Source organism: Roseimarinus sediminis, assembly GCF_050433125.1.
In the GTDB taxonomy this organism is placed as follows: Bacteria; Bacteroidota; Bacteroidia; order Bacteroidales; family Prolixibacteraceae; genus Roseimarinus; species Roseimarinus sediminis.
On record NZ_JBNPXV010000016.1, the window covers coordinates 58,561 to 83,955 of the forward strand.

16 protein-coding genes are annotated in these 25,395 nt (G+C 42.7%); 9 read left to right on the top strand and 7 right to left on the bottom strand.

From position 1 onward, the window contains the following. Positions 1-12: 12 nt before the first annotated feature. Both FHS86_RS16850 and FHS86_RS16855 read left to right on the top strand, forming a co-directional pair. Positions 13-555, top strand: a complete 543-nt coding sequence (locus FHS86_RS16850; RefSeq protein ID WP_429416448.1) for an isochorismatase family protein — start codon at positions 13-15, stop codon at positions 553-555. Between the two features lie 54 nt (positions 556-609). Then, positions 610-975, top strand: coding sequence for a hypothetical protein (locus FHS86_RS16855; RefSeq protein ID WP_429416451.1), 366 nt, complete (start codon positions 610-612; stop codon positions 973-975). Here FHS86_RS16855 and FHS86_RS16860 read toward each other — a convergent pair whose 3' ends face one another. Beyond that, positions 976-1,407, bottom strand: coding sequence for an FKBP-type peptidyl-prolyl cis-trans isomerase (locus FHS86_RS16860; RefSeq protein ID WP_429416453.1), 432 nt, complete (start codon positions 1,405-1,407; stop codon positions 976-978). Between the two features lie 149 nt (positions 1,408-1,556). Between FHS86_RS16860 and FHS86_RS16865 the strand changes: the two genes are divergently transcribed. After that, positions 1,557-2,459, top strand: a complete 903-nt coding sequence (locus FHS86_RS16865) for a cation diffusion facilitator family transporter (RefSeq protein WP_429416456.1) — start codon at positions 1,557-1,559, stop codon at positions 2,457-2,459. A 32-nt stretch (positions 2,460-2,491) separates the two neighbouring features. Here FHS86_RS16865 and FHS86_RS16870 read toward each other — a convergent pair whose 3' ends face one another. Continuing rightward, positions 2,492-3,067, bottom strand: coding sequence for a phage integrase N-terminal SAM-like domain-containing protein (locus tag FHS86_RS16870; RefSeq protein ID WP_429416459.1), 576 nt, complete (start codon positions 3,065-3,067; stop codon positions 2,492-2,494). Positions 3,068-3,956: 889 nt separating this feature from the next. Between FHS86_RS16870 and FHS86_RS16875 the strand changes: the two genes are divergently transcribed. Next, on the top strand, positions 3,957-7,166 hold the full coding sequence (locus FHS86_RS16875) for a SusC/RagA family TonB-linked outer membrane protein (protein WP_429416462.1): 3,210 nt from the start codon (positions 3,957-3,959) through the stop codon (positions 7,164-7,166). A gap of 20 nt (positions 7,167-7,186) precedes the next feature. Next, positions 7,187-8,713, top strand: a complete 1,527-nt coding sequence (locus FHS86_RS16880) for a SusD/RagB family nutrient-binding outer membrane lipoprotein (RefSeq protein WP_429416464.1) — start codon at positions 7,187-7,189, stop codon at positions 8,711-8,713. 272 nt (positions 8,714-8,985) lie between these two features. Here the strand turns inward: FHS86_RS16880 and FHS86_RS16885 are convergent, their stop codons facing one another. From FHS86_RS16885 to FHS86_RS16895, 3 genes are all read right to left on the bottom strand, one after another. Then, positions 8,986-10,710 (bottom strand): sensor histidine kinase, encoded by a 1,725-nt coding sequence (locus FHS86_RS16885; protein ID WP_429416467.1) that lies wholly within the window; start codon positions 10,708-10,710, stop codon positions 8,986-8,988. 120 nt (positions 10,711-10,830) lie between these two features. Further along, entirely contained in the window at positions 10,831-11,052 is a 222-nt protein-coding gene (locus FHS86_RS16890) for a DUF2795 domain-containing protein (RefSeq protein WP_053183863.1), read from the bottom strand. Positions 11,053-11,133: 81 nt separating this feature from the next. Further along, a complete protein-coding gene (locus tag FHS86_RS16895) occupies positions 11,134-11,688 on the bottom strand; it encodes a cob(I)yrinic acid a,c-diamide adenosyltransferase (protein WP_429416470.1) in 555 nt (184 codons plus the stop codon). 147 nt (positions 11,689-11,835) lie between these two features. Here FHS86_RS16895 and recG point away from each other — a divergent pair, with 147 nt between their 5' ends. Both recG and FHS86_RS16905 read left to right on the top strand, forming a co-directional pair. Next, positions 11,836-13,935 carry an ATP-dependent DNA helicase RecG gene (recG, locus tag FHS86_RS16900; RefSeq protein WP_429416473.1) on the top strand — a complete coding sequence of 700 codons (2,100 nt, stop codon included), beginning with the start codon at positions 11,836-11,838 and terminating at the stop codon, positions 13,933-13,935. Positions 13,936-13,998: 63 nt separating this feature from the next. Beyond that, entirely contained in the window at positions 13,999-16,446 is a 2,448-nt protein-coding gene (locus tag FHS86_RS16905) for a T9SS type A sorting domain-containing protein (protein ID WP_429416476.1), read from the top strand. An 82-nt stretch (positions 16,447-16,528) separates the two neighbouring features. On the opposite strand, the gene FHS86_RS16910 is transcribed toward FHS86_RS16905, so the two are convergent. Both FHS86_RS16910 and FHS86_RS16915 read right to left on the bottom strand, forming a co-directional pair. After that, positions 16,529-17,881, bottom strand: coding sequence for a sodium:solute symporter family protein (locus FHS86_RS16910; RefSeq protein ID WP_429416479.1), 1,353 nt, complete (start codon positions 17,879-17,881; stop codon positions 16,529-16,531). Between the two features lie 69 nt (positions 17,882-17,950). After that, positions 17,951-22,936: a PAS domain S-box protein gene (locus FHS86_RS16915; RefSeq protein WP_429416481.1), complete on the bottom strand. Its 4,986-nt coding sequence runs from the start codon at positions 22,934-22,936 to the stop codon at positions 17,951-17,953. A gap of 271 nt (positions 22,937-23,207) precedes the next feature. Between FHS86_RS16915 and dapB the strand changes: the two genes are divergently transcribed. After that, positions 23,208-23,924, top strand: a complete 717-nt coding sequence (dapB, locus tag FHS86_RS16920) for a 4-hydroxy-tetrahydrodipicolinate reductase (protein WP_429416484.1) — start codon at positions 23,208-23,210, stop codon at positions 23,922-23,924. Between the two features lie 25 nt (positions 23,925-23,949). Next, entirely contained in the window at positions 23,950-25,293 is a 1,344-nt protein-coding gene (locus FHS86_RS16925; protein WP_429416487.1) for a S26 family signal peptidase, read from the top strand. Positions 25,294-25,395 lie beyond the last annotated feature (102 nt).

The window sequence follows — 25,395 nt, forward strand, 5'->3', positions numbered from 1 at the left end:
AAAATTGAAACCATGAGAATAAATAAAGAACAAAGCATCGCGGTGATGGTCGATGTACAGGAGCGGCTCTTTCCTGCAATGGATATGAATATGGATTTGCTGAAAAAGAGCAAAATGCTGATTGAAGGACTCAGTGTACTGGAGGTGCCCATGCTGGTAACCCAGCAGTATACCAAAGGACTGGGTAAAACCATACCGGATCTGTCAACCATTATTGCTGATTTTTCACCCATTGAAAAGATTGCTTTTAGTTGTTGCGATGAAAATGCTTTTGTTGAAGCTTTGGAAGAAGAAGAACCAGCCTATGTAATTTTGTTTGGTATCGAGTCGCATGTGTGTGTACTCCAAACGGCCATCGATTTAAAAAGTATGGGTTATGAGCCGGTAATTGTAGCCGATGCCATTGCGTCGCGCAAAGCAGCCGATATGGCCATTGCCATGGAACGCTTCAGGCACGAAGGCATTATGGTCACTACCGTTGAATCGCTTTTGTTTGAGTTGCTTCGCATGGCCGGATCACCGCAATTCAAAGCCATTTCAAAACTGGTGAAATAATACAGTGTAGAAAACAGATGTACTTAGGGCCCGATAATTCGCTTACTGCTTTTTATGGAACTTTATTATCAGCTTACTGCTGTCGTATTGCTGGCTGAAACCATCGGTTTATGGGTTTGGTTCGATGTATTCGGGAAAGAAGCGCCTGGCTGGAAACAAATGAAAAACCGCTTTTTTCTACTTGGTGATTTATTGACAGGGCTGATGCTTCTGGCTTATCTGGCGCTGAGTGCTTATGAATGGACCCGGTGGCCAATGGCACTGATGGTGGCCATGGAACTCATTACCCATTACAGGCGAACCAGCGAATACCTGCTCAAGGTGCCTTCGCGTTACTGTAAGTCGAAACTGATGTTTACAGTCAATTCGTTCAAACTGCTTTTGCTTTTTGGTTTGTTGTTCTTGCTGATTCCTTTTTAATTAGTAGAAGTCAAGTAAGCGAATGTCGAATTGAAGCACAGCATTGGGGGGTATTTTATTGCCGGTACCCTTACGGCCCCAGGCCAGATCGGATGGCACCCAGAACTTGAAACGGCTGCCTTTGGGCATTAGCTGCAGGCCTTCCTGCAAACCTTCAATTAGTTCATTTAGTGCCACTTCGTCGGGCTGATTTTGCCGGTAAGTATCTTCCAGCAGGGTTCCGTTAAGCAGTAACGCTCGTTGGTGAATCGTCACCTTACTCCATTCATCGGGCCGATCGCCCTCAGTAAGTTCTACAATGGCATACTGCAAGCCCGATGCTGTTTCTTTTACATCGGCCTTATCCCTGTTTTTCAGAAGAAAATCTTCGCCTGTTTTTCGATTGTTTCCTGCTGAACCTTTTTGTCTTTTTTTGCTTTCTCTTTTACTCAATGCCAATGATTTTGTTGATTAATAATTACAAAGCTATAAATTTGCCGGAAACAGCACATTCAATAAGATAAAAGGGGTGAAGATGATCCTCACATCCATTCCTCCAAGTCCTGAATTAGCGAAATATGAACCCGACTTTTGAAAATCAGATGCCAAATAAAAATAATGAACTCCGGCAAAAGCTGAGCCGACAGGAAGGATGGATCTCAATCATTGTGAATATCATTCTTTTTGCGTTGAAATACTGGGCAGGGATTGTTAGCGGCTCACTGGCTCTGATTGCCGATGCCTGGCATACGCTTTCCGATTCGATCAGCTCAATTTTTGTTTTAATCAGTTCCCAATATTCCTACAAAAAAGCCGACAGGGAACATCCTTATGGTCATGGTCGCTTTGAGCTGGTAACTACCATTTTTATCGGCATCCTTCTGGTTTTAATTGCACTTAATTTTGTAAAAGAAGGGATTGAGAAATTTTTGGATCACGAAACAGCCCAATATGGGTGGATTGCCATTGCAGCAACCGTATTATCGGTGATTATGAAGGAAGGGCTGGCCCAGTTTGCTTTTTGGGGCTATCGCCAAACTGACTCCGAAACACTTAAGGCCGATGGATGGCATCATCGAAGCGATGCCATTTCATCAATCGTAATTCTGGCGGGTATTTTTGTCGGTCGTTTTCTTTGGTGGATTGATGCTGCCCTTAGTGTGGTGGTGTCGATGTTCCTTTTTTATACGGCCTACGAAATCATTCGTAACAGCATCAGTTCAATTTTGGGTGAGGCGGCAAATCCGGAGCTCATCGATCAAGTAAAGAAGGTTGCCTATTTTGAAGCACAAAGGGAAATATACATGCACCATATTCACCTTCATAACTATGTGACGCACAAAGAAATGACCTTTCACATTTGTCTGCCCGACGATTATACCATTGAAAAGGCACATCAGTTGACTTCATCAATCGAAGCAGCCATCAGGATGCAATTAAACATCGAAGCCACTATCCATATCGATCCATTGGGAGAAGTTCCCGGTGAACTGATTAATAAATAGCGGCTTCGAAAAAAATCAATCTGAGCCGGTGTTTACGATATATGCAGATCGGTTCTGCCTGCAAACTCAAAATAACGGCGCAGTGAATTGGTCAATAAACGTTTGTAGTTGGTTGTAAAATTGTTGGCATCGATGTATTCAGCCAGAAAGCGATTGATATCGCCCTCACTGATATCTTTGTCATCCTTGTTTTTAAACCAGCCGAAAAATACATTCAGCATACTAATGTACACTTTAACTGTGCCTTCGCTATAGCCTTTGTTGAGAAAACTCTTGCTGAATTGCTCCAGTTTTGCCTGCTGTTCTTCCGAAGGTTTTTCTGTTCTGATTCGTTTGCGTCTTTCCTTTTTTTCAGGTTTTTCTTCAAACTCATAGTTTTTGAAGGCAGAACTGTCGATTACCGCAATATTTTTTAATGCTTCCCCAATCTCCCTGATTGTATCAGCTTTTAAAGGCATGTGCCAGAATCTGTATCCTGTGCTCCATTCGACTCCTTCAAAATCTCTTACTACCTCGTCAACTTCAGCACTGTTTGGTGACAGTATCGCAATGTGCTCTCTTCTTCTGAACTTAACAGGCTGTAAAATGACTTTAGTTTTACGTCCCATTGTTGTAATTATTAATTTATTCCCCCAATTCGATAGTGATCAAATATAAGAATAAAATAAATGTTATCAATAATTAAAAATAATTAATTTTTTTGACGATTTTTTTAATAAGCCATTTTAAAGCAAAACTAATGGTAAAAGAACAATACCAAAACTGTTGTACAAGCTGCTTTTTCTATACTTATTGACTTTATTCTAAGAAACTTTGTCTAGATCCCCATTGAATGTTTTGTGAGTGGCTTATGATTTTTAGGGCTTATCGGTTCAGAAAAATTAGGGTTTGCGATAACGCTTATTATTAATTCAGGAAGTAAATCGTTTGGTCACTTATAAACCTGTTCCTGAAGATCGATAGCTGGTTTTGCTTAAATTGCTTTTATGTTTATTGATGGGAATAAAGTATTAATGTGAACCATCATGATAAGCAGTATATTTTATTTTGGTAAGTTGTTTTGTTGTTTCTGATGATATTATTCATCTCCCGGCAGTTTTCTGTTTGCATTTGGGTCAAATAAAGATATGCAGAATTGTGTATATATCTGTCTGTGTTTGACAGTAGTGGCTTACCTGGCGAAAAATCTTTGTTTAAAAAATAATCAAATTATGTTGTCAACTGTTAAATTTTTATAATTTTACTGCAATCGTTTGATTAATTCACGTAATGGAGATGTTGAAAGAGCTTGACTTCCTTGTTGTGTGAAATCATTAAAAACTCAATTGTGGTGGGTTAAAATAGGGGGAATGTTAAGTTTAATGTATAAAAAAATAATTGACCCCCTCTTTTATTCTGTGATTGTGTGTTGAAATGTATATTTGTTTTGAGATTTACTTAATCTTTATAAGAAAATAAATTGCGAAAATGTCTTTTATTAACCTAAATTAATTTTTTATGAGAAAATTTGCGCTTCTAATTACATGCTTCTTTGTTTTCAGTATGCATGTAGTTTTCGCTCAAAGTCGCACCATTACCGGTACGGTAACTGATGCTGACGATGGAAGTACCTTGCCGGGTGTATCGGTTGTTGTTAAAGGTACCAGCATTGGTACTGTTACCGATATCAATGGTGAATTTACTTTAAATGTAACCGAAGATGCTGAAACTTTGGTGCTGTCGTTTGTGGGAATGGCTACAACAGAGGTTGCTTTAACTTCGGCCACTGCTTACAACCTGGAAATGGAAAAGGCCGATATTTCGGTTAGCGAAGTAGTTGTTACTGCTTTGGGACAAAGCCGGGCCAAAAAATCGCTGGGTTATGCTTCACAGGGAGTTGAGTCGGACGAAATTATGGCAACCAACGAAATAAGTCCTATTTCTGCACTTTCTGGTAAGGTAGCAGGTTTGACTATTTCGGGTCAGAACTTTTCTGGTTCACAAAACATCCTGATTCGTGGTGCCAGCTCATTCAGCCAGAACAACCAGCCTTTGTTTGTTGTCGATGGAGTTCCAATCAGTAATGAAAACTTCAACGATGTAAGCACACAAACCGGTGGTGGTGGTTACGACTACGGTTCGATGATTAACGACCTTAACTCCTACGATATTCAAAGTATCGATGTGTTGAAAGGTAGTGCTGCTTCGGCCCTTTATGGAAGCCGCGGTCAGAACGGTGTAATCATGATTACTACCAAAAAAGGCAGTGCCGGTAAAAAAGATTTCTCGGTTGAAATCAACTCAGGTGTTGGCTTTGAAAATGTATCCATCCTTCCTGAATTACAAAGAAGTTATGGTGGTGGTTATGGCGATTTCGAAGTGGTTAACATCGATGGAAAAGACTACAATGTTGTATTGTACAATATGGATGAAAGCTGGGGACCAAAATATGATCCCAATGTGGAAGTACTGCACTGGTGGGGTGCTGCCGATTATGAGCAGGGAATTACCTCAACACCGGTTACCGCTCCATGGGTTGCTCCCGAAAATGATGTAGATGCTTTCTATGAAACTGGTATTTCTTACCAAAATTCGGTTAACGTAACCAATTCATCAGAAAATGCAGCCATTCGTGTAGGTTACACCAATGTGAACCTGACGGGTATTGTACCTAACTCTTCACAAAACAAAAACAGTTTCAACGTAAACGGTAATATCAAATTGTTTGATGGTTTTGCTGAATTGTCCTCAAATATTAACTTCATCGATACCTATACAAAAGGTCGTCCTCAGTTTGGATATGGTGACAACTCACAATCGCAGAAGTTCTTCCAGTGGGGTCAGCGCCAGTTGGACATGGATCGTCTGAGCAACTACGTGAATCCCGATGGTACCATGCGTACCTGGAACCGTGTTTCATGGGATGATGGTAGCCCGGTTTATTCTGACAACCCTTATTGGACCGCTTACAAAAACTACCAGGATGACGACCGTATCCGTGTATTTGGAAAATCAGCCTTGACCCTGAATTTTACTGATTTCCTGAGCGCTACCGGAACGATTTACCTCGATACTTACACCTTTAATCAGCGTGAGCGCGTTGCCAAAGGTTCACAGGCACTGTCTATGTATCGTCAAATCAATCGTCAGGCTACTGAAACCAACTACGAAGGTAAAGTGAATTACAACGATAACTTCGGCGATTTCAGTGTGTTGGCCATGTTGGGTGGAAACATCCGTAACGAAGATTACAGTCGTTTTGAAGGTGAAACCAATGGCGGACTGGTTGTTGATGGTTTATACAACCTGAACAACTCTGCCAACTCACCTATTCTCGACGACTTCAAACGTTACAAGCGGGTGAACAGTTTCTTTGGATCGGCCAGTGTTGGTTTCAAAGATCTGGCTTATGTTGACGCCACTTACCGTAAGGATTTTGACTCATCGTTGCCTTCAGGTAATAATGAATATGCTTATTCATCGGTTTCTGCAAGTTTGATTCTTTCGGAACTCATCGAAGCCGAAGCGATCAACAATCTGAAATTGCGTGCCAACTATGGTGAAACCGGTAATGGTACCGGTGCTTACCAGGTTTACAATACTTACCTGATTTCTGACCCGTTTAACGGAAACCCACAGTTTACAAATAGTGTAAGGCTGAAAAATCAGGATTTAGTTCCTGAAATTACCAAGGAAATTGAAGCCGGTTTGGAAGGTGCGTTCTTCAAAAACCGCATTGGTTTCGATTTCAGCGTATATTCACGTAATACCGATAACCAAATTGTACCAGTAGAAGTTTCGGGTGCAGGTGGTTACACCGAGCGCGTAATTAACGCAGGTAAAATTAACAACAAAGGAGTTGAATTGCTGGTGTATGGTTCACCTGTTCGTACCCGCGATTTTTCATGGGACATCAACGTGAACTTTGCCAAAAACGTCAATACAGTTCTCGATCTTCCCGAAGGTCTGGATAAAATTCAGCTGGCTCGTGCACCATTTGGCGGAGCTTATCTGAATGCTGTTGAAGGTGCCACCTTCCAGGAACTTTATGGCTACGACTTTATTTATGATGATGCCGGTAACCGTGTAGTTGATGCTGGTGGTATGTGGCTCACTTCAGGTGAACTGACCTCTCTTGGTTCAGTACTTCCTGACTGGACCGGTGGTATCCACAATACCTTTAAGTACAAAAACTTCGATGTAGGTGCCTTACTGAACATTTCGATGGGTGGTGTTTACTATTCATTGTCGAATATGTGGGGTATGTATTCGGGTATGTTGGAAGCTACTGTTACGCCAACTACCGATGGAAAAACCATTCGTGAAGACGGTATTGTACTCGAAGGTGTAAATGGTGACGTAAGCTTTGATGAAGAAGGAAATGCCGTAGTTACCAATACCAAACCAAATGATGTGGTTTTGGATGCTGAATCATACGGTGCTTACCATTATCATGGTTATGGAACTCCCAGTGCAACCAGTATTTTCGATGCCTCTTACATCAAACTGCGTGAGTTATCATTTGGTTATACTTTGCCAAAGTTTGTTGATGTAGTGGAAACTATCAGGGTTTCGGCCTACGGACGTAACCTGGCCGTTTGGGGCCTCGATAACAAAGGAATCGATCCTGAAACAGTGGTTGGTGGTTCTGGTAATATTCAGGGCCTTGAAGGAGGTATTGTTCCTGCAACCCGTTCATTTGGTTTCAATGTAAAAATTATTTTCTAAAAATGCTTAATAAGAAGAATATGAAGACTTTAAGATATATTGCTTTAATTCTTGTGGGCACCTTCCTTTTTTCTTGCGAAGTTGACTATTACAGCGATCCTAACAGTCCTGAAATAGCGCCTACTTACGGAATTATGAACCGTGTTCAAAAACGATTGATGGACGATACCCGTGACGAATGGTTCTCGGGACGTCAGGCATTGTTGTGGGTTCAGTACTGGAACCAGGTAAATTACACCGAAGAAGACCGTTTCCAATATCGTGAAACGGTTAATCAGGCAGCTTGGGACGATTTGTACAAAAATGCCCAGGATTTGGTTGACATCATTGAGTTAAATACCAACGAAGAAACCAAAGGTGATATGGCGCAATATGGTTCGAATGAAAACCAAATTGCTGCGGCCCGTATCATGTTGACCTTTGTTTACCTGAATGCAGTTGAATTGTGGGGCGATGTGCCTTACTATTCATATGGCAGTGACAATGCCAGCTTTCAGGCCAACCAGCTAAAAACTGGAGGTTTTGATCAGCCTGTTTATGCAAGTCATCAGGACATTTACCCCGACATGCTGAAAGAGCTCGATGAAGCTCAGGCCATGATCGATGTCAATTCAAAAATGATTGACGGGGACAATTTCTTTGGCGGTGATGCAGCCCAGTGGAAAAAGTTTGCCAACTCACTTCGCTTGCGTATTGCCAACCGCATTAAGGATGTACATTCAGGTGCTCAGGCTCATATTACTGCTGCTATTGCTGCAGGTGTAATGGAATCGAATGCAGATAATGCAGGCGTGAAATATGAACCCAATGCGGTGAATGGTGCTCCAATGTACCGTGCTTTTGTGGTTAGCGCACGTAATGACTTTGCGCCTTCGATGCAATTTGTTGAGCTGCTTCAGGGTAAGCGGGGAAATTTCCCAGCTGACCCACGTTTGGACCTCTACGTTGCTGACAATAAGGATGGACTGAAAGTGGGTATTCCACTTACAGAATCAAACGATATTGTGACCAAGTTTGCTTTCGAATCAATGCCCGGATCGGCTGTTCTTGCCGCCAACTACACCGAAATTTACATGGAGTACGCCGAGGTTTGCTTCATTCTGAGTGAAGTGAATGGCTGGGATCAGGACTGGTATGAAGCGGGTGTACGTGCTTCGATGGAGCGTTGGGGTGTTGCCGCAGCCGACATTGATGCCTATGTAGCTGCATTGCCTGCTGCCAATGAAGAGAATGTGATGATGCAGAAGTACATTGCCTTGTACATGCAACCCATGGAAGCCTGGAGTGAATACCGTCGTACGGGTTATCCCAACACGCTGGTTAAACCCAATACTCCTTACAACTACACCTGGCAGGTTAAAGTTGACGGAGCTTTGAAAGACACTACGGCGACTTACGAATTCAAGCCAATTGGTGGTTTGACCGATATTCCGGCTCGTAATAAGTACCTGCTCAACGAAGCAAGTATCAACGAAGCCAATGTTAAAGCTGCCGGAAGTGCAATGGGCGGTGACAAACAAGATTCTAAATTGTGGTGGGCTAAGTAAGAAGTCTGCTAATCAAAATAAAAAGAGCCGTTGGATTTTTTCCAACGGCTCTTTTTATTATTGAGTCATTAAAAATAGTCATTAAGTTATTAGTTAAGAGTCATTAAGTCATTGGTGAAGAGTTATTAAGTCATTAGTAAAGGGGCATTGGTCAGAAAGTCATTAAGGAAGAAGTGGAAAAGAGTCATTAAGGTGTTGATTTTTAGACTTGTTTATTTAACCCTTTCAACAATGACAACCCTATTACAATCCTTTCAACGCTAACCCGTGGCTTAAATATCCTTAAACACCGGCACGGTAAAATAGAAAGAACTCCCTTTGCCAGGTTCGCTAACCACCCAGATACGTCCGCCAAAATACTCGACAAACTCCTTGCATATTTTAAGTCCCAGTCCGGTACCGGTTTCCTTTTCAGTTCCTTTACGATGAAAGTTGACATCAATCCTGAAAAGCTGGTCAATTTCCTCGCTGCGTAGCCCTATTCCATGGTCTCTGATACAGAAATAGAGTTCGTCCTGGTACTTGTTAACGATGATTTTTATGGTGCTTCCGCGAGGAGAAAACTTTATGGCGTTGGTTACCAGATTGCGAATCACTGTGGCAACCAAATTCTCGTCGGCGTAACCTGCCTCGTTGCTCAGGTATTTCTCTTCTATAATAATTTCCTTGCTTTTTGCCAGGTTTTCAACAGTCTCGAGTGCCAGTTCAACCATGTTGGCAGCATCGATCATTACCGGATTGTTTTTGATGGTACCACTTTGTGTGCGCGTCCATTCCAGAAGGTTCTGCAAGAGATTAAACGCGTTTTTTGAAGCGATGTTGATGTCGTTAATGACTTCTTTCTTTTCTTCGTCATCCACCTGATCAAAATCGCTTACCAGATAACTTGAGAGTCCCATGATGCCATTGAATGGGTTTTTTAAGTCGTGGGCAACAATCGAGAAAAACTTGTCTTTGGTTTGATTCAGTTCAATGAGCTTTTGTTCCGACTGGCTGATGGCTTCATTCTGTCGCATGATGCTGATCCGGTTCAGCACCAGGTAGCCGATTCCAAACATGGCCAGCATTACAATGATGACATTGATGATAAAAATGGCGTCGTTCATTTCCCTGGCTTTCATTAGTATGTGGTCGTTGTTTACTGCCAGCAGATAAACCGACAGCTCCTTGTCGAAACTGTGAAAACGTGAAAACGAAAGTGCTGCAGCTTCATGGCGGGTTTTAAAGTGTACCGAGAAGTCGGGTTCTTTTTCCGAATTGGCTAGTTGCTGTCTGATGTTTGCCAATAAGTGATCGGTACCTCTGATATTGTCGGGAACTATAAAATCGTGATTGATCCAGGTGTTATCCGAAAGTGAAGTCGTTCTGAATTCATTGTTAAAAAGCAGGAGAGGAGCAAGACCGGCGGTGTTTCCGCTAATTAAAAAACCAGTTTGTATTGTAGGGTCGATGGAGTGCAAATACTGTTGCAGGCTGTGAAAGTCAAGCCCGATTTCAACAAGAGCAACAATTTCTTCCTGAAAATAGCAGGGAAAAACAAAGAGATAACCAAGCAGGGCTTCGTTAATCACAAAGCCTTGTATCATTGACCTGCTTGGCAGTTGTTTTTCAAATAGCTCTAGGTAGCTGCTTTTTTCGGGCACTTGTATTTGAAAAAAGGAAAATCCCGCTGTTGCAATATTTGCTGCCAGTAAGCTGGTATTTTGTCTTAGCAGGCCGATGAGCTCTTGTTTTTTTTCAGTTGAATTGGTAGCTCCCAGTTGCTTTAATAGTTGAATGCAGGTACTGTCGGAATTGATCTGATTTTGGGTAAAGAGCGCAGTTTTTTGGTAAGCATTAATGGCATGACTTTGCTGCGTTTTTAAAAAACCGGTGTAAAACTCCAAACGGGATGCCTGTGTTGCACGCGTATCGCGTTGGATAAAAATCCTGACAAATACAATAAATAAAATTGCTGTTATAATTACTATGGTAATAATTGAACTCTTCCTGCCCATCCTTCTGCCTTTTCACGGTGTGATGACAATTTACGAAAAACTATTAAATAATGAAGCAGGAAAATTTCAAGCAAAAAAAAAGGACCCTGGAGGGGTCCTGTATCGTTGTTGATTTTACCATTAATATTCATCCTCATTGAAGAAAAAGTCGTCTTTGCTTGGATAGTCAGGCCAGATGTCTTCAATGGATTCATAAATTTCACCTTCATCTTCAATTTCCTGAAGATTTTCGATCACTTCGAGAGGTGCTCCCGAGCGGATAGCATAATCAATAAGCTCGTCCTTGCTCGCTGGCCAGGGCGCGTCTTCTAGTTTTGAGGCTAATTCAAGTGTCCAGTACATAGTATACTTACAATTAACAATAAATCCTTTAAAATTATTGCGAATATAAAAAATATTTTCAATTAACGCAGGAGAATAAAATTAAGTTTTAGCGCTCGTCCATTTTGTTTCTGAAATCCCTTGCTGGTGGTTGATGTAACGGGCTAGTACAAAGAGATAATCTGAGAGGCGGTTGATAAAAATTATCACCTCTTCATCTACTTCAGCCATCGTTTTTATACTTGTAATACGCCTTTCGGCCCGGCGACAAACGGTACGGGCAATTTGGCACTGAGCAGCTGCTACTGCACCTCCTGGTAGAATAAAGTTTCTTAGTTCAGGCAATTGTTCCTGCATGCGGTCGAGTTCATTTTCGAGCATATTTATATCATCGGGCTTGCAAAGCATCCTTTGTATTGCATTGGGGCTTTTGGTATCGGTGGCAAGATGCGATCCGATTACAAAAAGCTTATTCTGAATCAGCTCAAGCGTAGTGGTAACGAGTTGATCATGAACTGCAGTGAGGAGCAATCCGATCCATGAATTGAGCTCATCAACAGTGCCGTAGGCTTCGAGCCGGGCATCCGACTTTTCAACCCGTGTACCTCCAATTAATCCCGATGTGCCGTCATCGCCTGTTTTGGTATAGATCTTCATTTTTTCTTTTCGTTTTGTTAATTACAATTAACAGTGAATTTGGTTCGACCTGACAAAGATAAATATTTAACAGCCTCGAAAGGACTTGTTAATAAAAAGTGACCAAAAAGCTGCTTCTTCGTGCCATTGAAATAATATATTTGCCAGATGCCTACAGTGTTATCAAGCGACCTTAAGTTTTTACCCGGGGTAGGACCCAAAAGGGCCGAATTGCTTCAATCGGATCTGGGCCTTGCTACCTTTGGTGATTTGCTTTATTATTTTCCCTATAAATATGTCGATCGCACCCGTTTTTATACCATCCGGGAGGTGAATGGCAACATGCAACATGTACAGGTGCTGGGGCAAATTACTTCGCTTGAAAAAACCGGTGAAGGCCGAAAAATGAGGCTTACAGCTACCCTGACCGACCGAAGCGGAATCATGGAATTGGTTTGGTTCAAAGGAATACAGTATTTGGTGAAAACTTTGCAGAAAGGCATAAATTATGTTGTTTTCGGAAAGCCGTCGGTGTTTAATGGCAGAATTAATATAGTACATCCCGAGATGGAACCCTACGATGCAGGAAATGTGCAATCGGTTGGTAAAATGGAAGCCCATTACAATACCAGCGATAAGATGAAGAAAAATTATCTTAACTCCAAAGCCATATTGAAGCTGCAGCATAATTTATGGCAGGCAGTCCATGCGAAAATCTTTGAAACACTTCCGGCCTGGTTTGTACAGCAATTAAAACTGATTTCATTAAGCGATGCATTGAAGGGCATTCATTTTCCCGAAAGCAATGAAGAATTGCAGAAAGCGCGTTTTCGACTGAAGTTTGAAGAGCTTTTTTATATTCAGTTGAAAATTCTGATTTTGAAAGAATTACGAACACAGAAATTTAAGGGGCATGTATTTGGTGTAATCGGCGAAAATTTCAATCGCTTTTATCACGAATGCCTGCCTTTTGAAATGACAGGTGCTCAAAAAAAGGTAATCAGAGAGGTTCGGGCCGATGTGGCCAGCGGTCATCAAATGAACCGCCTACTACAGGGCGATGTGGGCAGTGGTAAAACACTGGTGGCATTAATGTGTATGCTCATGGCCATCGATAATCAACTGCAGGCTTGTATGATGGCACCAACTGAAATACTTGCAATTCAGCATTTCAACACCATCAGCATGTTGCTCGAGCCTTTGGGACTGACCATTCGTTTGCTCACAGGATCAAGTAAGGCAAAGGAACGCCGACTCATTCATCATGAACTGGAAAATGGTGAGTTGGATATACTGATTGGAACCCATGCGCTGATTGAGGACAAGGTGGTTTTTAGAAATCTTGGTTTGGTGGTTATCGACGAGCAACATCGTTTTGGGGTGGCTCAGCGGGCACAGCTGTGGAACAAAAGCCAAATACCACCACATGTGCTGGTGATGACGGCTACACCAATTCCCCGAACCCTGGCCATGACGGTTTATGGTGATCTCGATGTGTCAGTTATTGATGAACTGCCTCCCGGAAGAAAACCTGTGATGACCCGTCATTTTCACGATAACAAACGTAAGCAGGTTTATGATTTCCTTCACGGGGAGCTGAATAAAGGTCGTCAGGTTTATATTGTTTATCCCCTGATTGAAGAATCAGAGAAACTCGACCTTAAAAACCTTGAAAGTGGTTATGAAACTGTTTGTAAGGTATTTCCGGCATACAAAGTAAGCATGGTGCATGGAAGGATGAAACCGGCCGAAAAAGATGAGGCCATGATGAAATTTAAGAATCATGAAACTCATATAATGGTTGCAACCACTGTTATTGAAGTGGGAGTAGATGTTCCCAATGCCAGTGTCATGGTGATTGAAAGTGCCGAACGTTTTGGTCTTTCCCAGCTACATCAGTTACGCGGCAGGGTAGGGCGGGGTGCTGATCAGTCGTACTGCATTCTCATGTCGTCGTACAAATTATCGAAAGAAAGCACCATCAGAATGGAAACCATGGTTCGTACCACCGATGGCTTCGAAATAGCTGAAACCGATCTGAAATTACGCGGACCGGGCGACATTGAAGGAACACAACAAAGCGGGCTTGGCTTTAACCTGAAAATTGCAAACCTTAGCCGTGATGGCGAGATCCTGCAATATGCACGCAATGTGGCCAACGATTTGTTGAAAAGTGACCCGCAACTTCAACTGGAAGCCAACCACTTGTTTAAAAAGCAATTAATAAAAATGAAGCAGGCACAGTTTAACTGGAGTGTGATCAGCTGATGTTTTTTTTAGGTTAAATAGAAAAGAAGATGTAGTTTAGCATGTTCAATAATCAAAGTATAGATGATGAGAATAATTACTACCCTCACACTGCTTCTGACAGGAGCGCTATTCATGACGGCCGGGGCCGAAGGTAAGAATTACAGACAGCAGTTTCAAAGCAGCGAAATAGCAGGTGTATCTTATGGAATTGAAAAGGATGTTTTTGTACGGATACCGCCGCCAGCGGCTTTTCTGGAAAAATCAAGTGAAGCACAGCAAGCCGAGATTGTGGTGAACTATCACGATTTTCCGGAAAATGCACGTACGGCCTTTGATTATGCGGTATCGATATGGGAAAGTCTGCTGAGTTCGCCTCAAACCATTTATATTGAGGCTTACTGGAAAAATCTGGGTCCTGGTGTTCTTGGATCATCAGGTCCTACCAATTACTTCAGGGGCTACGATGGTTTTCCGCAACGAAATGTATTTTATCCCATTTCGCTGGCAGAAAAAATGATTAATGAGCAGCTCAACGAGCCCGGAGAACCCGATTTAATCGCTAATTTCAGCAGTACGGCAGCCTGGTATTTTGGTACCGATGGCAATACCCCTTCATCACGATTCGACTTTGTTACAGTAGTATTGCACGAATTATGTCACGGATTGGGCTTTACCGGAAGCTGCAGCGTGGATAAAGGAATTGGTTCATGGGGCTGGGGTACCGGATCTACTTTCACTTTCGATGATTTCATTTATGATGTTCAGCGCAATCCAATAACTGATACGTCTTTTGTTCCGAATCCATCGAAAGCGCTCGCTGACAAATTGACCAGTGGTTTACTCTATTTTGATGGACCAGTGGTGGGAAGTGAAATCGGCAATCGCATCTTGTTGTATGCTCCGTCTGATTTCGATTCGGGGTCGAGTATCTATCACCTGAACACCACTTTCTCGTTAGGCAATGATCGGTTGATGACACCTTTCACCTATACTGCAAGTTCGAACCACAATCCGGGCAGAGTAGCCATGAGCATGATGGGCGATATCGGCTGGCGACATTTATTTATCGATCACCAGCCAATAAATAACACCGAAGTGGTGGCCGATATTCAGGTGAGTGCCAATATCTATACCGACTTTCCTTCGCCGGTTGAGCGACCACGATTGTATTATTCGGTCGATAGCACCGATTATGTTGAAGTGGACATGATTCAGGATGAAAATGATACCACCTTGTTTCATGCAAGCATCCCTGTAGACGATGCCTGTGAAATTTCCTATTATCTCAGTGCCGACGACCGTTACAACCGACGCTTTCATTTCCCGGTAAGTGCACCTGACTACAATGCATCGTTTGTTGTTGGCCCCGATAACGAGGTGCCCGAAATTGTGCATTATCCCATGATTTTTCTGTTACCGGGTCAGGATTCACTCAATGTGCAGGCCAATGTGAGCGATCCCTTTGGCGTCGATTCCGTGTGGCTTGAATATAGCATCAACGAGCAGGAAATCCGCCATCTTGGTCTTGACAGCATCGGTGAAAACAAATACATGGTCACCCTTCATCAACTGAGCACATTACTCAGTATTGGCGATTCGGTAACATACAGAATCTTTGCACGCGATGCCTCTTTGAGCTCCAATGTAGCTGTTTATCCCGAAACAGGCCATGTAAGCGTGAAAATGGAAGCCGTTCCTGATTTTGTAGATGAAATCGAAGACGATTTTGCAGCCAATATGGGCAACTTCATCATGCAGGGGTTTCAAATCAGTATACCAAGTGGCTTTGATGACGGTGCTTTACATACGTTTCATCCTTATGAATTTGCAGGAGAAGAAAGCTCTCTGGAGTACATTGCCCAACTACGTTTTCCCATTAAAATAAAGGAAGACAAACATTTCATGTCGTTCGACGAAATTGTGTTGGTTGAGCAGGGGGAACCAGGTACTGTTTTTGGTGATGAAGAATTTTGGGATTATGTAATTGTGGAAGCCTCATCGGATGAGGGCAATACCTGGCTGCCCCTTAAAGATGGCTGGGACTGCCGATTGCATGCTGAATGGGAAGATATTTATACGAGTTCAATTTATAACCAGTTTTCACAGGCCATTGGTAATCCGAATCTTTACAAAAAACACCTGATTGACCTTACCGCCTCAGGGGATTTCAAGCCGGGTGACATCGTGATTTTGCGCTTCAGACTTTTCTCCGACCCCTTTGCCTACGGTTGGGGCTGGGCCATCGATAATCTGCTCGTACAAGCCCGAAATGTGGCCAGTCCTGATCTGATTCAAAAAAGCGAGCTCCTTGTTTATCCCAATCCTGTAAGCGATGGAATACTGATGATCGAGGGCAAGGATCCTATCGATCGATTGTACTTGTATGATTTGCAAGGTCAACTGATTCACTCAGCTCAGCCTGCCGCTACAAAGGTCAACGTTTCGACCAGTGCCTTTGCTTCGGGTACTTACCTGCTTCGCGTAATAAGCAACGATCGTTTCTTTGTTCAAAAAATCGTAATACCATAAAATAGAATTAGTTGCTGTTTCCGCTTAATCGTGATCGCTTTTAAAGGGGGTCACGATTTTTTTTAGGTCTGGATGCCAGGGATCATCGAAAGCGGTTTCCTCGTTTGCTCCCCGCTAAAAGTAGCAGGGCATTCACGGCAAATGCGGAAATAATCAGCACTTTACCTGTAAATGGATCGGAATAGAGGGAGATAAGTTTACCGGAGAGCGCCATTAGTCCGCCTGTAATGATTGCGGCCGATACCATCGATTGTTTTATCTTAATTCCTGCCAGTCCTGCCAGTACCGGGAGGGTAAAGGCTCCTGAATAAACAGTGAGGGCAATGAGCAGCATGCCAATGATGGAATGAAAATGAAGGGCAATAAGCAGACTGATGAAACCAGTAAGTACGATAAGGTACCTGCTTCGCTTCAGGCTTTTCTGTCCGGGTTGCTGTTTGCCATCGAAGAGCTCGGCAATAATGATGGAGGCACTGAGCAGGGTGGTATCGGCCGAGGAGAGTACGGCACTGAGCAACGACAATACAATGAGTGGTAACAACCACGCAGGCAACACACTTTTCCCAAGTTCGATAATGACAGCGCCCTGAGTACCGCTTTCGCTCACAAGGGAGGCTGCTGTGGTTCCTAAAAACCCGATGATTAGTGCCACAGGAATCAGAACGGCTATGGTGGTGATAATGGCACGCCGGGCTACCTGTTCATTTGCGGCACAAAAAATACGGGAATAAATGTCGGGACCCGCAGTAAATGTTGTGGCATAGGTGAATAAAAGAATCAGCAAATCGAAGGGTTTAAAATGACTGTTGAAAGGAAATGCCGGTGTTTTGTAGTCAATAGCTTTCATGTCATGCAGCTGAAGAGAAAAAACGGCTACTAGAACCAGCCCTGCCAAAATGAGCAGTGACTGTACTGCGTCGGTTTTCAGAATCGATAATTGTCCACCGGCAACGGTGTATCCGATAAAGACCAGGGCTGCAATCCAAACTCCGGCAGTGTAGCTCATTCCTGTAAAACTTTGAAGAATACTGGCAGCAGCAATAAGTTGTGCCGCGACGATGCCGGTCCAGGCAATTGGAATAATAAAAGAAGCGATGAGCCGGCTCTGCCGACCGTACAGGTCGTTCAGTAAATCGGGCAGGGTGAAGCGCCCCAGACGGCTTATTCTGCCTGTAAGCGGCAGCAATGCGGCAAGCCCGATGGCAGCAGTGAGCATGTACCAGCTTGAAGCCCAGCCTAAAGAAGCTCCTTCGTCAATGGCTCCGATAACTGCCGATCCTCCCAGTATGGTTGCAATCAAACTGCCGCTAACGGCCCTGTAGCTTCCACTTTTTCGGGCAACAAAGAAATCGTTGAAATCGCGGACCTTTTTGAAACTGCCTACGGCCACTGCAATCAGTAATGCAAGATAGAGTAATAGTATTATTGTAGTCATTGAAAGTCAAATGCCTTGCTTAATGAATTTTTATCGTGTTATGTTTAATTGTTTTGGAATACTGTCTGTTTAGTTATCGATCAAAAGTGCAGAAATGGCATGCGACAGTTTTTCAATGCTAACTGGTTTCTGCACTATTTTACTATTGGGGCGGTTAAAGGTTTCAAGCAATTCCCGATCGATGTTGTAGCCAGTTAAGAGTACAATTTTTACCGTACTGTTAAGTTCCCTCAGTTGAGCAAAAACCTCACTTCCGTCCATGCCGGGCATGTGCTTATCGAGTATCACCAAATCGATGTTGTTCCGGTTTTCCTTGAAGAAGCGTATGGCTTTTTCACCTTCCGAGAAGCTGAGTACATTGTAGCCCAGTTTTTTAATCAGTTCGCCGGTAACGATTCGAACTACATCTTCATCATCGACGATCATGATGTTGGCCGTACCTTTTACCATGAATTGTTCGTCGGGTTGAATGCTGTTTGCAATCTCATCCTTGTCGTACTGTGGAAGATAGAGAAAGATGTTGGTTCCGCTTTTTTCCATAGCTGATTCAACAGTAATCATTCCACCATGTTCGCTGATTATTTTTTGTGCAATGGTGAGCCCCAGTCCCGAGTTCAGGTCGTTATTGCGTGTAGTATAGAATGGATCGAAAATTTTGCCGATATCGTTTTTACCAATACCATGCCCTTCGTCGCCAATTTTTATTCGCAGGTATTTTCCGCGATTGAGCTTTTGAAGTTCTCCTCCGGGCACCTGGTCGAAATATACCGATTGGGTGCTGATTGTGATCGTACCTCCGCGTGGCATCGACTCAACGGCATTGTCGATGATGTTTTGAAGTGAACGCTGTAATTGCGAAGGGTCACAAAGCAGGGTATCGCTGTCGTGATCGAAACGTGTTTTTAAATTGATGTTTAAAGGCAGTTTGTTTTCACTGATTAGCTCGTCAAACATTTTACTCACCCGGGTAAGTACTTTGATTCGGCTATGGTTTTGTGAGAATGAAAGCAGTTTCTGCGTGTGGTCGGTTGCTTTGTGCAAAGCATTAAAAAGCCCTGCAGCATAGCGATTGAGTTGTTGATCCTGCGTGTTACTCTTTAACAGATAAGCATTTCCATAAATGGCCATCAGCAGGTTGTTGAAGAGATGGGCAAAACTGTTTCCGATGTAGTTGAGCGTTTGCAGTCGTTGCCGGTTCAATTGCTGACTTTCCTCTTCCTTCCTGCTGGTAATGTCTTCAACAGACTGAATGGCCATTACAATTTCGTTGAACTGATCTTTGAACGGGCTGGCCTTTGCACTGATCCAGCGTCTTTCGCCTGTCAGACTTAGCAGGCTGATGTCGTGCTGAATTTCAGGTGTAACCCCCGAAAAAAGTTCTGAAAAATTGTTGACCAGATCAGACAGATTGCTGGTTTCAACCAACTGATCGAGCCGCATGTTAATGAGCTGATCGGTATTGGCTCCCAGTATGGCAGCATACTGTTCATTACAGGCTATAATGTTTCGGTTGTTGTCGATAAGGGCTGTTCCAACAGGTGCTTGTTCAAACAAAGTCCGGTAATGTTGAAGCGCTCGCTGAAGGTTTTCACTAGTTTCAACTTTATCGGTAATATCCCTAACAACAACATATAACGCCTTTGATGAAATGAGTTCGACCGGTTTCATTTCCACAAAAATGGTTTTATTCGGTGAGCGTTGCTGTTCAAAGTGCAGGGCATTTTGGCTGTTAATCGCTTCGTTGAAATTAACTGCCACGTTATTTTCAATAAAGTACAGATGATTGAAGGTGATCACCGATTGCTCGAGCAGATCAATTTCCATCAGTTTTAACAGGGGTTGATTGTAAACAATGAGCTCCTGATCCTGATTGAATAGCCCGATGGCAGTAATTGCCTGGTCAATCATCGATTTAAACAGGAAGTTCTCTTCAGTTAACAGATCGATCTGGCTTTTGAAGAGGTCGATATTTTCGAGATAAACCACCAGCCACTTTTTTTCGTCATCGGCAGATGGTAGCATTTTCATTCTGATACTTATCCAAAGTTTGTTGTTAAGCAAGGTTTCGCTGTGACTTTGAGCGGCCGATCCCTGGCGAATGTTTGCGATGTCGTTACTCACACGCTGTCGTTCTTCCTCACTAAACAAATGGAGAAATTCATTTTTTGAGCGTGTTTTTTCCCTGTATCCCGAAAGTTCTGAAAATTCGTTGTTGTGGTATACCAGGTTGTTGTGTTCATCGATGACGGCGATTCCGTTCGTTGAGTCTGCTGCAATGGCTTTAAACCGGTTGAGTACCTGGCTCATTTCCATCTCTTTCAATTTGCGCCGGTTGATGTCGTTGATAATCGCAAGAGCGGCTGTACGTCCCTTGTATCGAACCGGTGCCAGGAGTAGTTCAACCCATTTGCTACGTTTGAATTTGGTTTCAATTCTGATTTCAACTTCTTCCTTCGATTGCCCCTGATTCATGATGTTGTCATAGATCCTTTTTACTAAAGGTTTATCTTCGGGTACCACTAAATCGAGAAAGGGAATTTCTCCAGTATTGTATTCATCGGGTTTAAAACCGGTTAATTCTGTGAATTTCTCGTTGATGAATACCAGTTCCTGATCCTGGTAAATGATGATGGTTTGATTGTTTTTTTCGAGATAGCCTCGTATGAGTTGCTGTTCTTCCTTCGATCGGAGCTCTTCTTTTCTGAAATGGGTAATATCCTGAAATATGCCCCTGTATCCGCTTAATCTTCTGCCATGGTCACTAATGGGGCGCGAAATGGCGTTGATGTAACGGGTTGTGTTCTCCGTAATTATCCTGAACGAATGATTGATTACATCCTGTTGTTGTGGTTCAATAAATTGAGCGATGAAGTCATCCTGGTCTTCAGGGTGTACCTGACTTTGAATTTGTCTGAGTGATACCTGTTCCTGGTTGTTGATACCAAAAAGAGAAAAGGTATTGTTTGAACCTTCAAAAAGCATGGTTTTAAGGTTGAGCTCCCAGAATCCGACATTGAGCCAGTCGAGGGCAACGAGATATTGCCGGTTATTTTGTTCGAGTTGATCGCGCTCAATGATGTGACGTGTTATGTCGGTTTGAGTTCCTAAAAAACGTTCAGGCTTGCCTTCATGGTTGTAGGTAAATATTTTGCCTCGTGAGTTGATCCATTTGTAACTTCCATTCTTACATCTGAATCTGAAAGTCACATTAAAATCGAGGGTTTTTGCTGTGAGATAGGCATCTATTTTATTGTAAACAGCCGCTATGTCATCGGGATGTACACGTTTTTCAAATTCTTCGAAACGATTGGGTATTTCATCGGCTTCATAACCGATGATTTTCTTCCATGTTGCTGAATAGAAGATTTCATTGGTCACCACATTCCAGTCCCATACACCGGTGTGACTTAAATCGAGTGCTTCTTTCCAACGGTTTTCCTTCAAGAGCAAAGCTTCTTCAATTTCTTTCCTTGGACTGATATCACGCACTACGGCATGTATTAATTTTTCATTCTCGAAAAGAACAGATGATAGTCTCAAATCGGCATAAAAAGTAGTTCTGTCTTCTTTGAGAAACAGCCAGTCTGATTCAAGCTGCCGGCCCTGAAGGGCCATTTGCATCAATTCGACTACTTTCAGTCTTGAATCTTCACCATTTTTTTGGCGTTCGGGTGAAATGTTCCATAATGTTTTATTTTCAAGAGAATGAAGACCTCCGCCAAAAAGCTGTATGGCTTTCCGGTTGAAATCGATGATCCTGTAATTCCGGATGATTAGCAGCGCATCGTTGGAATAATCGAATAACTGCTTGTATTTCTTTTCACTTTTTATGAGTTCGTTTTGTTCACTAACCCTTCGGGAAATGTCACGAATGGCGATCGTTATCACCCTGCGTCCTCCCCAGTTGAAATAAGCCAGCGTTGCCTCGGCCGGAAATATATTGCCTTCGCGGGTCACCAATTCACATACAAATTGAGTAAGTTTCCGATCAACAATCATTTGTTTGCTTGCTTCCGGGTCGCGGGTTAGCTCATTGAAGGGCCTGTTGATGAGTTTTTCTTTGGAATAAGCTAGCATTTTGCATCCCGATGGATTAACATCGATAATGTTTCCATTTTTAAAATCAATCACAAACAATGCGTCGTTTCCAATGTGGAAAATTTGTCGGTACTTCTCTTCACTTTCTCTTAAAGAGCTGTCGGCCTGTACGATGAGCGAAACATCACGCCATAGCGTGGCAATTATATCGGGCGATGGTGCATAGATGAGCACGTCGAGGAAAAGGTCGATCGATTGCACAAAAACCCGGTCCTGTTGTGCCTGCCCGGTCAGGGCTGTCATTTTAAAGTAAGGATTGAACTGCTCAAAAAGTTGATACTGGAATGAAAGCGGCTGGTTGATTATTTCGTTACTGTTGACTTGAAATTTTCGTTCATAGGCCGGATTAACAGCACGGTAAATATAGTCAATCACTTTGCCATTGCTGTCTTTAACCAGTTCGAAGATGATAAAAATGTCGGAAAGACGGCTAAATAGATTACGGTACAATTCATCATTCTTTTTGAGTTTTTGTATCTCGTAATGCGATGCTGTGATATCGCTCATATTTCCGGCAATCGACAACATATTCTCATTGCTGTCGCTTATAAAACGGGCGCGGATGTCGAAAAAACGACTGCTACCATCTTTAAATGTATGCTGTAAAAGGAGGCTGGGGTTTTTATGTTTTTCCTCGATTTGACGAATGAAGTCTGCTATTTTTTCGCGTTCCGAAACAGGAAAGAGTTGTTCTTGAACTTCAGGGCTTTGTAGGTCGGTGTCTTTAGGAATATCCAACAGGCTAAACAGTTCGTCAGAACAGCTCAGCTTTTGCGAAGAAAAGGAGTAGCTCCAATAGGCAACAGGATTAATGCTCCGTGCAATTTTTAAAAGTTCAGCTTCAGCATTGCCTGGTTCTTCAATTTGGGCATTTACTGCATTCAATTGTTTTTGCAGTGCATCGTTTTCAGCTTTTAACCTTTCGATTAATTTTTCGGGATCTTCTTTTTTTACCATAAATACCAATGGAATTTTAAAGACGGAAAAGTTACAATTTTTATGGTAAAACCGGCTTCATAATGAAAAGAAAGCTTCATTCGTTTCATTATTTGTGGACCTCCAACATTTAATTTAACATTATTTAAGCTGGAATGCGTAATAAACAGGGTGCATTTCCTACCTATTGGACAAGCTGTGAACCATGATCAGTAAGCAGTCAGAACTACTTAAAATATGGTGGGTACAATGATTCTGCTATCTTTGTGGCTTGGATAAAACAAAACAGAATATGAACATTGCATTAATTGGATATGGCCGTATGGGCCATGAGATTGAAAAAATTGCCATTGAACGCGGTCATCAGATTGGATTAATCATCGACGTTGATAATCAGGATGATTTGAAGGCCGAAAACCTGAAGGGCATCGATGTGGCCATTGAATTTACCATTCCGGCTTCGGCCATTAATAATTATAAAAGTTGTTTTGATGCCGGTGTGCCGGTAGTGAGTGGCACCACAGGATGGCTCAATCAGTGGGATGAAGTGCTTGCCTATTGTAAGAAAAATGAAACTGCCTTTTTTTATGCTTCCAATTTTAGTTTGGGAGTGAATCTCTTTTTTGAGTTGAATCGTAAACTGGCAGCACTCATGAAGCCCTTTGAACAATATCGGGTAGAGATGACAGAGGTGCATCATACCCGCAAGCTTGATGCACCAAGCGGCACTGCCATTTCGCTGGCCGAAGATGTGTTGAAGGCCTACCCGTCGTTAAAGGGATGGGTAAATCACCCCAGTACTCAAAAAGACGAACTTGTTATTGAATCATTGCGGGAAGGCGATGTTCCCGGAATACATACCATCAGGTACGATTCAGAAGTCGATTTCATTGAAATTACCCACGATGCCAAATCGCGCAAGGGCTTTGCTCTGGGAGCTGTGCTGGCAGCTGAATTCACAGCGGGAAAAAAAGGAATATTGACTATGAAAGATTTATTGAATTTGTAAGCCATTAATATTAAAATCTATAAAGGTGAAGACGATTAAACTGAACAAGTGGGTGAAGTTTGCCATATGGGGACTTCTCTATCTTTTATGGGTCATCTGGCTCGGGAACTATTGGTTCCTGATCGGGCTGGCTGTAATCTTTGATATTTATGTGACCCAAAAGGTACACTGGGCATTCTGGAAAAAGAAAAACCCACCCAATGGCAAGCAGAGTAAAACTGTTGAGTGGATCGATGCAATTATTTTTGCAGTGATTGCGGCCTCATTTATACGGCTTTTCTTTTTTGAAGCTTATGTGATTCCCACTTCGTCGATGGAAAAATCGATGCTTGTTGGTGATTATCTTTTTGTGAGCAAGGTGGCTTATGGCCCTAAGCTGCCGAATACACCGCTTTCGTTTCCCTTTGTTCACCAGTCGATGCCGCTGAGTAATCACAAGGTGAAATCGTATGTCGAATGGATAAAAAAACCTTACAATCGCTTGGCAGGCCTCGAAGAAATTGAAAACGACGATGTGGTTGTATTTAATTTTCCCGAAGGCGATACGGTAGCAGTTAATTTTCCAAGTCAGAACTATCATGAACTGATCAGGATGTACGGGCGCGAAAGGGTTGCCAACGACCAGCGTACCTTTGGTAAGCTTTATTCCCGTCCGGTCGATAAAAAGGAAAATTACATCAAGCGTTGTGTTGCCATCGCTGGTGATTCAATTCGTATTATCGACGGGCTGGTATATATCAACGGCAAAGCACAGGAGCATCCCGAAGGCCTTCAGTACAACTACATTATCACCACCGATGGTTCGTTAATCAACCCCAGGGTGCTCGATAAATTAGGTGTAGCCAACGACGATCGTGAAATTTTTTCAGGCGGACGCTACATGTTTCCACTAACCGACGAGCAGGTAAAGGGCTTTAAAACACTGAAGAATGTAGTTTCGGTGAATAAGTTTGTAATGCCAGCCGGCAGCAGCGATCCCAATATCTTCCCGCATTCAGATGAATACGATTGGAATGTTGATAATTTTGGTCCGCTGTATATTCCGAAAAAAGGAGCTACCGTGAAACTTGATCTGCACCAGTTACCACTTTACGAACGTATTATAAAGGTGTACGAAGAAAATGAACTCGAAGTACGCGACAGTGTAATCTATATCAATGGTGAAGCTGCTGACAGTTATACCTTTAACATGGACTATTACTGGATGATGGGTGATAACCGACATAAGTCGGCCGACTCACGCTTCTGGGGGTTTGTGCCCGAGGATCATGTGGTTGGAAAAGCAGCCATTATCTGGATGTCGCTCGATAAGGATAAAAGCTTCCCGTCGAAAATTCGTTTCAAGCGTATACTCAAAAAGGTACATTAAGAAAGTCAGAATAATATCAATCCGGAAGGGTATCGTAAGGTACCCTTCTGTTGTTAAAGTGCCGGGCGGTTTCAGTGATTGGAAAAACGGCTCAATAAGGCT

Coding starts and splice junctions, on each gene's coding strand:
- FHS86_RS16875 (WP_429416462.1), top strand. CDS start 3,957: ATGAGAAAATTTGCGCTTCTAATTACATGCTTCTTTGTTTTCAGTATG.
- FHS86_RS16855 (WP_429416451.1), top strand. CDS start 610: ATGGAACTTTATTATCAGCTTACTGCTGTCGTATTGCTGGCTGAAACC.
- FHS86_RS16850 (WP_429416448.1), top strand. CDS start 13: ATGAGAATAAATAAAGAACAAAGCATCGCGGTGATGGTCGATGTACAG.
- FHS86_RS16910 (WP_429416479.1), bottom strand. CDS start 17,881: ATGACTACAATAATACTATTACTCTATCTTGCATTACTGATTGCAGTG.
- FHS86_RS16905 (WP_429416476.1), top strand. CDS start 13,999: ATGATGAGAATAATTACTACCCTCACACTGCTTCTGACAGGAGCGCTA.
- FHS86_RS16870 (WP_429416459.1), bottom strand. CDS start 3,067: ATGGGACGTAAAACTAAAGTCATTTTACAGCCTGTTAAGTTCAGAAGA.
- FHS86_RS16885 (WP_429416467.1), bottom strand. CDS start 10,710: ATGGGCAGGAAGAGTTCAATTATTACCATAGTAATTATAACAGCAATT.
- FHS86_RS16915 (WP_429416481.1), bottom strand. CDS start 22,936: ATGGTAAAAAAAGAAGATCCCGAAAAATTAATCGAAAGGTTAAAAGCT.
- FHS86_RS16865 (WP_429416456.1), top strand. CDS start 1,557: ATGCCAAATAAAAATAATGAACTCCGGCAAAAGCTGAGCCGACAGGAA.
- recG (WP_429416473.1), top strand. CDS start 11,836: ATGCCTACAGTGTTATCAAGCGACCTTAAGTTTTTACCCGGGGTAGGA.
- FHS86_RS16895 (WP_429416470.1), bottom strand. CDS start 11,688: ATGAAGATCTATACCAAAACAGGCGATGACGGCACATCGGGATTAATT.
- dapB (WP_429416484.1), top strand. CDS start 23,208: ATGAACATTGCATTAATTGGATATGGCCGTATGGGCCATGAGATTGAA.
- FHS86_RS16880 (WP_429416464.1), top strand. CDS start 7,187: ATGAAGACTTTAAGATATATTGCTTTAATTCTTGTGGGCACCTTCCTT.
- FHS86_RS16890 (WP_053183863.1), bottom strand. CDS start 11,052: ATGTACTGGACACTTGAATTAGCCTCAAAACTAGAAGACGCGCCCTGG.